This is a genomic window from Candidatus Zixiibacteriota bacterium (genome assembly GCA_021159005.1).
Taxonomy (GTDB): Bacteria; Zixibacteria; MSB-5A5; order UBA10806; family 4484-95; genus JAGGSN01.
On sequence record JAGGSN010000045.1, the window covers coordinates 1 to 12048 of the forward strand.

Here is a 12048-nt window from a genome sequence, read left to right on the forward strand (position 1 = left end):
TATCCACCTTTGAGTTAACTAACAGTTTTCCGGATTCCCCCGCGGCGGCGGGGGAATGACATAAATGGATAATCATCGAATCAAAGTCGACTTCTGAAATCTAATCCGGAAATATCTATGAAGCAAAAAACAGAACACAGGTGTTTATAAAGATATTCTAACGGCTTATTGTTTTATATGTTATGGCTTAAGCAAGTTTCATTTATCGTATATCAATTGGAGAATTCTATTGAAAAGGCCGGACAGTAGTGTAAAATTCTAACTGCAAAATCTGGATTAATCCGTCATAGTTTAATGCAATTATCAAACCGCACTTATTGACCGGAAGGAAAACTATCGCAAAATAAAAAGGCGGTCCTAATGACCGCCTTTTAAATTATCTCGAAAGAAAATCGTTATTTCAGCATTACCATTTTTCTGGTAATCGTATTTTTACCCTGAGTGAGTTTATAGAAATATATACCGGAAGCAATACGGTCGCCGCTGTTATCGGTGCTATCCCACTTAATTTGATGAGTGCCGGCATGGAGGTTCTCATTGACAAGAACTTTTACCTTGCGTCCCATAATATCATAAATTTCAAGCGTTGTATGTCCGGCTGAAGGCAATCCAAAAGAGATTTCAGTTGTCGGGTTAAACGGGTTGGGATAATTTTGATTTAAAGCGAAACTAATCGGTATAACGACGGTGTTTTCATCATTTATATCAACTTGGCCAACTGTAAGCGAGCAGGGAACCGAAACACTTAAGTTGTTTGGGTCGTTAGAATTGATCAATATCTGGCCGGTATAAAGCCCTTCCCCAACCTCAGTACCATCGAACACAACTTCCAGATTAGTCGATTCATCAGGCATTAATGTTCCGCCGTTGGGGGAAACAGTCAGCCAGAATGTCGGATGCTTGATTTTAACCGCCAAACCCGCATAAGCATAGTTTGTATTGTAGGCAACCTGCAAGCCTATCGAAGCGCTCTCGTTTTGGATACCGATTGTATTTGAATTTACAGGGTTGTTGATATCGGCATACTGAATTATGATATTGCCGTCATCTAATAGAATAATCTGGAATGTATATGGTCCAGGCGGACTACCAAAGCTATAGTGCTGTACATTGATATATGAAACTATCAATGAATCGCCGCCCGGTGATGTGTAGTAATACAGTTCGCCGCCAGAAGTAAAGGTAAGATCATCCCAGAATGGGGCAATCAGATTGTATGGTTCATCGTTATTGGGAATCGATTCATTCAAGTATTCTGTTGAACTTGATGTAAATGACAGCCAGCCATTAGAGCATAAGTTGAATGAAGTAAAAGTATTGCCATAGAAGGGGAACTCAAAACCGATATCGAATGGTCCGACATTAGTGTCATCGCCCATATCATAAATCGGGATGCCATAGCCGGTTATATCAACCCATTCATAAGTAGGTCCGTTTGGTTCATCGGAATCAATCCATATATAACCAAAAGCATCAGGACCGCCAGCATCAGTAGCTAAATCATCACTACCGGAATTATCTTTGATATCTTTCAAGCCGGTGTAGTTATAATATATTAAACCATCAACTTCGTATTTTTCAATATCGCTGTCGGTATTGTCTTGGCTGTTTGAGTTGTTATCGGGCGCAATGGAAAGCAGGCGGTCATCAGAAATAGCGGCAGCGGTGAAATTAAGAATGCCCGTGCCGGTGTTGCTGATGGCTAAATCTTCACTGTGAATTTCGCCTTGTTCGATAGTCAGCACAAAAGATGCCGGCTCTATATTCATTGAAGGCTCGAGCATGCCCCAATTAATAGCGCCGGTTAAAATCACGCCGTCAATATACCAGCCATCCCTTGTAACAGAACCATCAGAACCGAAACGGAGTTTCAGTTGTATTAGCTGCCCATTGTATCCGGATAAATCGAAATTAACCTGCTGCCAGCCGCCGCTTTCACCGGAAAATCCGGGTTCACCGTCAAGCCCAGTAACATCAGGGTCGGGATAGCCGCCGTCCGGAGTCAAAATAGCCCAGGTCAACCCGCCATCAGCAGTTGCTTGCACATTGCCGCCATCCCATCCGGATTCATTATTATACCAGTGGTAGAATGAGATAGAAGCGGAAGAAGATGTTATTGATAAACAAGGAGTCAATAAGTTGTCATCAGCGTTATTTGGATACTCGCCGCCAAGAACGGTTCCCCAGACTTTATCGCCATCATAGGCAGCGCCGGGTCCGGATGATGGAATACCCCATTCCCAAGTGCCATTGCCAACATAGTAGCCGTTATTGTACTCGAATGACTCCATTGCCCGAATATTAAACTGCGCGTCAGCAGTATATCCGCCATCCGCCTCGATTGCCATATCAACTAATACCGAATGGCCGGCTGGGAAATTATCATCAGCGGTCATCGTGAAAATATCGCTCGAATTATTAGCCTGCTGATTAGGGTCAATATTGCCGTAAACAGCATTCCCATCAGGTATGGTAACATATTCATCGTTTTCCGAAATTGTACCGGTTACAGAACCAGCAGTAGATGAACCATTGTTAGCTAAGGTAACAGTAACTGTAATAGTCTCACCAGCCTCAAAAATACCATTGCCGTTGCCGCCATCATCGTCATTAATAAAGACTTCAACGAAATCAATAACCGGAGCGTGAACTTGTAAACTAAACTGGCTATTCCATGTGTTATGCGGACTATCTACTACTTCGAGGTTAAAATTAATTATTTCGCCATCAGGCGTTTGGTTTGAAACATCAAAAGCATAAGCGTCATCGATATTAACCGTACCAAAATCGCCTGCAATATCGCCGAAGTATTCGGAATCATCTGTAATAATAACGTAGCAGCTATCGGCAGAACTTAATGTAGCCGAAACCTCATTAGCCTCATCCGGACCAACATTAACTAACTGCATATCCAGTAGGATGCGTTCGCCGAAATCAATAAAGCCATCATTGTTGCCGCTCTCATCGTTAACAACACATGTATCATAAACCACATAGGGTCCATCGGGAGTGATAACTGTAATTGTTGAGATATATGGCTCACGGTTCTGAGCGGTAACTACTATGTCAGCTGTACCCGGATTTGGGAATGGAACCAGTTCTATATTAACTATACCGGATACATCAACATAGCCAACGCCGTGAATCTCGCCATTAAATGAAATTCCTACATACGAACCGGGGTCGGCCGCAACTGTAAATGATGGTGCAGTCATGAGAATAGTGGGGTCATGTGTTATATTATTTGTTGTAGGTATGCCCATATAGTTCATTACCGATGGGTCGCCCATAAGAGTATATATCTCCCAATAGTATTGAGACATGCCGCTGCCGGCTTCCATAACGGCTAAATTACCGCGGAAAATCATAGCGTCATTAGTAATATAATGCTGAGCAACAGGTTCGCCGTGGTCATGAAATACACCGTCATAAGCGCCAAGGCCAGTCTGTTCATAATCGGGACCGCTGCCAACAACCGGACCAGCGCCAACACCCCACCAGTAATCTTCGTCCCAATAGGTTGAATTTGTGCCGCCGATATAGCCAACACCGCCCTTGTTTTCTGCTTGAAGCCAGGCCTCGCCGAAACAAGGTGTAGATTCAGCAAAAGTGTTGGATAAACAGCAGTTGCCGACACCTAAAAGATACATATGGTCATTGTCAAGACTGTTTATATCGCTGACAGTAAACGAGGGATCGGCAAAACCATTATGACTGCAATGCGCAGTATAGTTGATATAACCAACGCCTTCATCAACAGTTTGAATTATAGCCGAGGAAGCTCCCGGATTATCCGATTCGGGATAAAGCCAAGTATGGTCGATAATACCATGCGCAAAATTAAAATAGTACCTTGTGCCATAGTTTATCTGGCCGTTGCCATAAGTTGGAGCATGTCCGGCATCGACACCCGAAATCAGCGTTACCTCAGCCAAATAGCTTGGGTCAGGCATCGTATACTGTTCATATTCAAGCGTTTTATCTATTTGCGGCTGAAGTTCGCTCAGGTTTTGGGCTGAGAAACGGCCATAGTAAATCTCAGGCATGTCATCGCCGGTAAATTCGCAATAACGTAAATCGGTAATGTGCGATCCGGCATCGCCAGAAAATGGCGGTATCTGAGGTGAATCGCCTACAAATAAAACAAATGATGGAGCCGTTTCATCGGGCGGTACATTCTCGTAAAGGTCTTCAATGTAGTCCTTTATCTGACTGGAGGTATAGCCTATTTCACTGGTATAACCGGTGATAACATGGAAACCCTTTTTTGTTTTCCATTCGATAAAAGGCTGCAGTTGATTTTCAAATTGATGATCAGCGATAATAACATACTTGATGGGGTATGTTACTAAATCATCGAGTACTAACGGTGTGAATTCCTTATGATTAATTATTGAGCTGAAAACCGGCTCGAATACTTGTGAATAATATTTTCTCTGTATTCTTCGTGTTTCAGCCCAGTTTGGGTGAACGTAAGTAACCTTAATGGTAAGATTCTTGTACACTTTTATAGTATTATTAACAGGGTCATATTCAATCGGCGCGATTGATACTAAGCCCAGATGCTGCGAACGCATAGTGCCCTGTATCTGAGCGTCTGCAGCAGGCAGAGCGTAATAGCCGCTTTGTCTGTAAACCTGACGGTTATACTCGAATGGTATATCATCCGGGTCATTAGATTTTGATAATGAGGGTTGAGTCGGCATCAATGGATTTGTCAAACCCAAACCATTTAAAGATAATTCCCGTATCTCGCCGTTTAATACTTCCGTTTGAAGTTCACAGCCAAATGGTATCGAAATAATTCGATTAACCATCGGCAGATTCGGTTCGCCAATTCGCTGGGAATGAGTAAAACCTTCAATAGCCAGCAGGCTAAAATCCCCTTCATTAGTAGTTATTGTGGAAAAATCAATAGAGCCGACTTTAACCTCAAGTATAAGTCCGCTCTGGTCTTGGCTAATAAGCGCGACCCCGGATGGGGAATCGCCAATCTGTATAGTTTGATTGGAATAAGCAATTCCAAAAAGCCCAATACAGAGTATTATTACCAGGCACGTTTTCGCAGAAAGACCTCTCAAATTAACCTCCATTAAATTAAAAAACAACACAGCAATAAAATAGCCGCAATAATCCATATAGTTGCTTCTCTATCCCCACAGATGCTTCAAATATATTATAACTAATTATCAAGATTTTCAAAGTAAAAATTATAGTTTAAAGAACGATTTGCAAATTAATGTTCAATTTATAATCATTTGGCTCAATCCATTAAAGATAAATAGAAATGCGGGTATATTTATCCGCTTATATCGCGGCATTGCGGTTAAAACGGATAAATAAATAAAGAGATTTTCGGACACTTTAAAACTAATTGCCTACGGTGATAGTATCTATTCCAATTGTATCGCCATAAATACCAATCAAACGAACCGTATATAGGGCTGACGGAAGGTCGTATACTATCGACTCAAGATCGAATGGGCAAATGCAATCGCAGAGTTCGCCTATATCATATTCTGTTGCGGTTATATCCGTTTCAACGATACCATAACGGACATAATATTCCAGGCAGCACTGATAAAAAGCATCCATATGATGGATATGCAGGTCATTGCCGATTGCTTCTAAAACCATATAGCCGGAATCAGCTTCTGCGGTTGTGCCGTCGGTACATTCCCCTCTAATCTCCTCGTGAACATATTCCTGCGGCATAGGCGGTGTTTGCGAGCACCATAATATTTCCAGGTTATTTCCCCTGAAATAATTGACCACAAAAGTAATATCAGAGCCTAAGAAACGGCAGTCGCCATTAGCATCGGCGGCGGAAAAAAGCCAATCCTCCGTTAGATAATTCCAGCAAGAGTTTGGCGGATTAGCGCCGCCTCTGAAATAATTCACGCCAAATACAACATCGCTGCCCAGCACAGCCCCATCGCCGTTTATATCGCCGGGGACATAATCGCATTCGGGATTTTGGGCATAACCAATATTCGATATAAAGAGTAAAATCAGAAACGAGATCATGCTCAAGTGTCTCATATACTCCTCCTTGTATGAGAATTAATACTAAATAAAAGTAATGTTAATACCTCTAATATTTCTAGCTGCAATAGAAATTTAATAGTCTGCCATTGTGATGTCAATGATTTTTTTAGTGTGATTAAAATGGAAATCACTAAATCTTTCCCGGACTATAATTTTTCATTTCTGCCCGAAGGGCTAAAGAGCCTCCAACATATTTATCCAATTCAGACCAAAATTCTTTGCTGTGGTTTTTTATTCGAGTATGAACAAGCTCATGAAGGATTACGTAATCTACTAATTTCGGGGGCAATAAAACCAGCGAGATATTCAAATTGATATTATTTTTTGATGAACAACTTCCCCAACGAGTTTTTTGATTGCGAATAGCGGCATTGTTATAATTAAAGCCATGCTTCTTCGCTAATTTTTTCAGCCTGTTGAATAATCTTTCTTTGGCGGCAGGGATGTCTATCTTGGCGATTTTGCGAGACATGTTCGTTTTTCTATGCTCAATTAGTTTTACTTTAGCTTGGCACTTTTTTATCCAGTCTATTTTAGAAATAATCAGCTTCTTAGCATTCCTAAAAGATGTTCCCTTTGGTACCGTTATACATACCCCCTCGAATGGCTTCACCGAAATAACCATGCGCGCCGCCTTCTCGCTTCTAATAAATTGCACAGGCCCAATTTCCGGGATATTTTTTATTTTGGAATTCGCTGTTGGTTCGGGTTTATAATCAGGCTCAATGTATTTCATTTTAAGAAGCTGTTTTTTTATCAAGCTTATACTTGATAAAACATATTCTTCAGCCTCCTTAAAAGATGCTTTGTGAGGCACTGCGACTTGTATGCTCCCGGACGATGTTGCGTAAATCTTTATGCGCCGTATTTTTTCTTTGCGCTCAAATAATACTTCCCCAATTCCGGGAATATCAACAACGGTTGAATCGTTGTCTGATTTATCTATGATATTTTTATTGTCGCATTTGTCCTGATTATCGGGAGGAACAGGTTTATGTGCGCGCCCAATTTCAGAGCGGGCAAATTCAATCGCCTCATTGAATGATACCCCCGGAGGCACTTCAACGCATATTCCTTTTGAGGGTGTATCAATAATCTGAATACATTTCGCTTGTTTGTTCAGTTCAAACAGAACAGAACCGACTCCCTCAATATTTATTACAACCGATTCTACCATTGAGTCGTTATTTTTCCATTAGCGTTTTCCCGGGCTCGATGTCTAGCCCCCTTTCTTTTCGAATATTTAATATACCCGGATTCGTAGGCGGCACCTGCGGGCAATACCGAAGCAACGGGTTAATGCCTCTTAAATATGATACAAGGAATGAAATATCCGAGCCTAAAAATTCACAACTGCCGTTTACATCGCCTGCCACATATAACCATGTATCGGATGAATCATTATAACAGCTATCGGAAGGCGAATCGCCTAAATCCTGAAAGTAGCGTATGCCATAAATTGCATCAGCGGCAGATACATCTTCGTCGCTATTAATATCACCCGGAATATATTCGCACAGATATTCCCCGACAACAAAATCAGCCGGAATAACTACATGCGGATTGACAGGGTCGTTGCTGTTAAGGATAACATTTCCGGAATATTCGCCATCCTCAAGTTCAGAAGCATCAAAAGTAATAGCGGCAGTATAGCTATCATGAGCCTCGATTACATATGATGACGGTTCAGCTGTAAGCCAGAATTGATGTGTTTTTATTCTAACGGCTAAGTTATTTTCCACATAATTAGAGTTATATACTATCTGCAAACCGATTTGCCCGGTACCGTTTTGAATACCAATAGTCGATGAACTAAACGGAGGATTCATATCCTGATACTGGTAAATTATTTCACCTCTGGCTAAAAGAATCACCTGAAAAGTATAAGGGCCGCCGCTGCTGTAATGCGGCACATCTATCCAGGAAATTACTAAGCTGTCGGAATTATTCGAATAATAGTAAGCATCCCCGCCGTTGTTGAAATTAAGATCATCCCAGAATGGGGCTATAAGGTTCAATGGTTCATCGCCATCAGTTGGCAGGGATTGGTTTGAATAAGCTGATTGTGTTGAGGTAAACGATACAAAACCGTTAGTGCAGAATCTGAAGGCGCTGAAAGTATTATCATAAAAGCCGAAATCAAAACCAATCGAGAAAGGTCCAACATTTGTATCATCGCCTAAGCCTGTAATGTAAGTCCCTATCGAGGTTATATCTACCCAGCTGTATTCCGGGCCATTCGGTTCATTTGAATCTATCCAGATATAGCCAAATTCATCGGGACCGCCCTGATCTAAAACAACCGGCGGATAATATGGCTCGGGCTTGGCTTTTGGTTTATCTGATGGTTCCCGATAACCTATCGGTATAAGCTCAATATTATTCATACCGGAAGCAAGATTTTCAGATTGAATAGTTGGCATTTCGATATCGCTTATAATGAGTCCGGGTTCATCCGTTTCAGTTGAAAGATGAATATATAATGGACCTTCGCCGTTATTCACTATATCTAAATCACGGACAATAATCTCTCCCGAATCGGCTACAACCATATATGAATCGGGGCTGTATGAAAGGCTTGGCGGTTCCTGGGGGATATTGTTGTTTATTGCTACATCATCAATATACCAGCCGGGGCTATTAGTGTAGCTGTCTGAAGCAAATCTCCATTTGAAAATAACATTTTGACCAACATATTCAGCCAAGCTAAATACTGCCTGCACCCAACCGCCGCTTAAACCTGTATAACCGGGCTGACCCAGCGACCAGATATTATTGCTGGGATAATTGTCTGTCGGTGTAATCAAAAACCATGTTGAGCCGCCATTGGTGGAAATAGATGCATTACCGCCATCGTAATGTTCCTCAATGTCATACCATTGATAGAATTCCAGCTCTGCTTCTGGCGAATTGATAAATACTGACGGACAGATTAAATCATCATCGCAGTTGGCAGAGTAATCGCTGCTTAAGTTAACTCCCCAGACATTCACGCCGTAATATGCTTCGGGAGGACCATAAGTCGGCTCGCCCCACTGCCATTCACCCGTTCCGATATAACCGCCATCGCTGTATTCGAATGATTCCGCAGACCTGAGTATAAATCGGATAAGCGGATTGTAATCATTGTCAGCGGTGAGATTCAAATCGAATACTGCTAAATGCCCTTGCGGAAAATCATCATTTGCTGTAATAATATAGGGGTCATTTTGATTGCTGCTGGTACCGCCGTTTGGCTCTATGCTGTCAAAAGCACCCGAATTGTCCGTAATATCAACGAGTTCATCATCCGTAAAAATTGTTCCGGCTACTGAAGTTATCCCGGCAGATCCCTCATTAGTTAATGTTAATATCATCTCGGCGGTCTCGCCGGCATCAAGAATACCGTTGCCATTGCCAGTTTCATCATTAATTAAAATAGACGTGATTGTTATTTCGGGCGCTTGAACAGAAATAACGAAACTGGCATTCCATGTGTTCGATGAGGCATCGGTAATCTCCAGCTCAAATTCGATAATATGTCCATCGGGCACAGAGGACGAAACATCAAATGAAAAAGCATTGTCAATATATGATATGCCGTCATCGCCCTCTATGATTCCGTATGTTTCAGAATTATCTGTTATCGTTGCGAATGAATCGGGCGTTGATAATTCTGCCGTAACGTCATAAGCATTATCAGGACCAACATTTTTTAGCTGTATTCCAAGGTATATACTTTCGCCAAAATCAACCAAACCATTATTATTGCCGTTTATATCATTAACGCTGCAGAAATCATAAATTATATACGGTCCCGATTCTGTAATAATTGGTATCTCTGCCGCATAACGGAAATAGTTGGGTTTGGTAACAGTTATTACCATGTTATGACCGGGAATTTGAGGGATAATTGTTATCGGGTCTGATTCGCCTGTTCCCATACCAACGCCAATAATTTCACCATCAACAGTTAAACCTATTAAAGCATCCAAATCAGCGGTTACATTGAAGGTGCTGTCATCAGCAATTAAGACTGATAAGTGCGATACGGTCAGATTCTGAGGAACTTCGGAATAAAGGGTAATGAAGGCATCCCCGTGATGATGAAACAGGTGGTGAACATAATCCTTATCTTGAGGATTATATGGCCAACTTGATGCCTGAAGATAATATTTCCCGGAAGCGCTGGCAAAACATGGCATCAATGGAGGGGAACCATCCTCGCCATGACCGGGGTCAAAATCAGGCCAGAGGTAATCAAACAGACCGAATATGTAGGTGTCGTTTACAAATGATAATGAGGATTCTGAAGCCGATATAACTCCAAGCGCGCCGTAATTCATGCGATGAAATGCCTCGGTGAAGCATTGACTGCCAATGTTGTATTTGCCGGTCAGGCAGTTAATGGAAAGAACGAAAATCGGGTCGGCATTATTCAGCCCTGTTAAGTCGCCAATATCATAATCAGGTTCTCCCCAGCCAAGTTCATAACCATGATCACGGTGAAGCATCAAGAATGCGCCGCTGTTTATATCATTATTCAACCTGGCAGCATTTGCGCCCCAGTCATCTAAATACGATGGATTTTCCGGGATGTATCCAAAACCATTTTGACCGAAATAATTAACCACCATATAGGTGTTCGGATTTGTTGACCAAACATTACTGGGCATGGGTGTATCATAAACAGCATATTCGCGAACAGGGTTTTTGCCATGGATATTATGCCAATAGCCCCAGCATATTTCGGTGCACAAGATAAACCATCTTTCCTCCTGCCAGCCGCCGGCGGTTATCGGATGGTCATAAAAATCGGGATTAGTTGGCGGGTTGCGCTCGTAGTCGAGAAACTTGTTAATCATAGTTGAAAGATGATTCTCGGTTTGAGCGGTAATCCGGGCAAAAGCTATATCAGGCAGGTCGTCTCCATCAACATCAGCATAGATATTATCCGAAATGCAATAGTTGTCCCAGATAGGCGATGTGATTCCGTAAGTGAGGCCGGAATTTGGATAGTCTGATAACAGAAGAACCGCAACCGGTGGAATATCCCAATTGCGATAGGCATCGTTAATGTATTGCTCGATTAATCCTGAGCTATTGCCGCCAATATCGGTTAAAGTAACAATACCGGTCTTGATTCCCTGCAATGTGCGCCAGGCTTTGATAGTGTCAGCCCAGGCAACAAACATTGGGTCATCCGGAACGATAATTAAATATTCATAACCCTCATCACGGTCAAGAGCAGATTTCGCATAATCGTGTTCAAATCCGGGAAGCGAAGCGTAATTGAAAATATTTGACCGCAAGACAGGTTCCCAATAACGATTTCGCAAGCGATCCTCACCGAAATGGCCGTTGCCTCCGGTAAAATCAACCCGAACGCGAAGATTTTTATATACGACTAATTCTTTTTTAACGGGATTATACTGGAATGGAGTGATTCCCAGCATTACATAATCAACGCCTCGCATTTTAGATGGTTCGGAAACGATAACGGGGTTGGCAGGATAATAGGCATCAAGTGAATAGATGGCTGGATTTTTCTCGTAAACGAGGGGAGAATCATCATTTTCGAAAGGTATTGGGGGCGCTGGAGCATAATCAATATTGTGAAACAGTTCTGTTTCGGATGATATAATTCGGATGTTTGCCGAGGCTCCTTGCGGCATAGCGATTATACGGCCATCTCCGGGAAGGTTAGGGGCTCCGGCGTTATTAGGCAGAAAAACCCCCGGTATAAATGCCATTTGCATAGTATTGCCATTGATAACAACATCCTCAATCGATGTCTGCCTGATGGAGAAAACTATTTCTATCCCGGAATCATCCTGACTAATTATATTGAAGCCGGCATTCCCCCATGGATTATCAAAGGTTATTACATCAGCAGAGACTATCGAGACCGTGCTTAAAACAAGAGCAGTTGCAATTGTAAATACCTTAAATCTCATAGTAGAACCTCTTCTTCATTTATCATTTTAAATATTTTTTCCAAATCTTTAGCCCGTTTTAGCT

At 42.0% G+C, this 12048-nt stretch carries 4 protein-coding genes; all 4 read right to left on the reverse strand.

Features of this window, described 5'->3' with window-relative positions:
- Window positions 1-395: 395 nt before the first annotated feature.
- The gene (locus tag J7K40_02780) at window positions 396-5081 is read right to left on the reverse strand and encodes an immune inhibitor A (protein MCD6161320.1); all 4686 of its coding nucleotides are present in this window, start codon (window positions 5079-5081) and stop codon (window positions 396-398) included.
- Window positions 5082-5370: 289 nt separating this feature from the next.
- Window positions 5371-6042, reverse strand: coding sequence for a hypothetical protein (locus J7K40_02785; GenBank protein ID MCD6161321.1), 672 nt, complete (start codon window positions 6040-6042; stop codon window positions 5371-5373).
- 136 nt (window positions 6043-6178) lie between these two features.
- Window positions 6179-7225: a M48 family metallopeptidase gene (locus J7K40_02790; protein MCD6161322.1), complete on the reverse strand. Its 1047-nt coding sequence runs from the start codon at window positions 7223-7225 to the stop codon at window positions 6179-6181.
- Window positions 7226-7232: 7 nt separating this feature from the next.
- Window positions 7233-11984, reverse strand: coding sequence for an immune inhibitor A (locus J7K40_02795; GenBank protein ID MCD6161323.1), 4752 nt, complete (start codon window positions 11982-11984; stop codon window positions 7233-7235).
- Window positions 11985-12048 lie beyond the last annotated feature (64 nt).

Coding starts and splice junctions, on each gene's coding strand:
- J7K40_02785 (MCD6161321.1), bottom strand. CDS start 6,042: ATGAGACACTTGAGCATGATCTCGTTTCTGATTTTACTCTTTATATCG.
- J7K40_02790 (MCD6161322.1), bottom strand. CDS start 7,225: ATGGTAGAATCGGTTGTAATAAATATTGAGGGAGTCGGTTCTGTTCTG.
- J7K40_02795 (MCD6161323.1), bottom strand. CDS start 11,984: ATGAGATTTAAGGTATTTACAATTGCAACTGCTCTTGTTTTAAGCACG.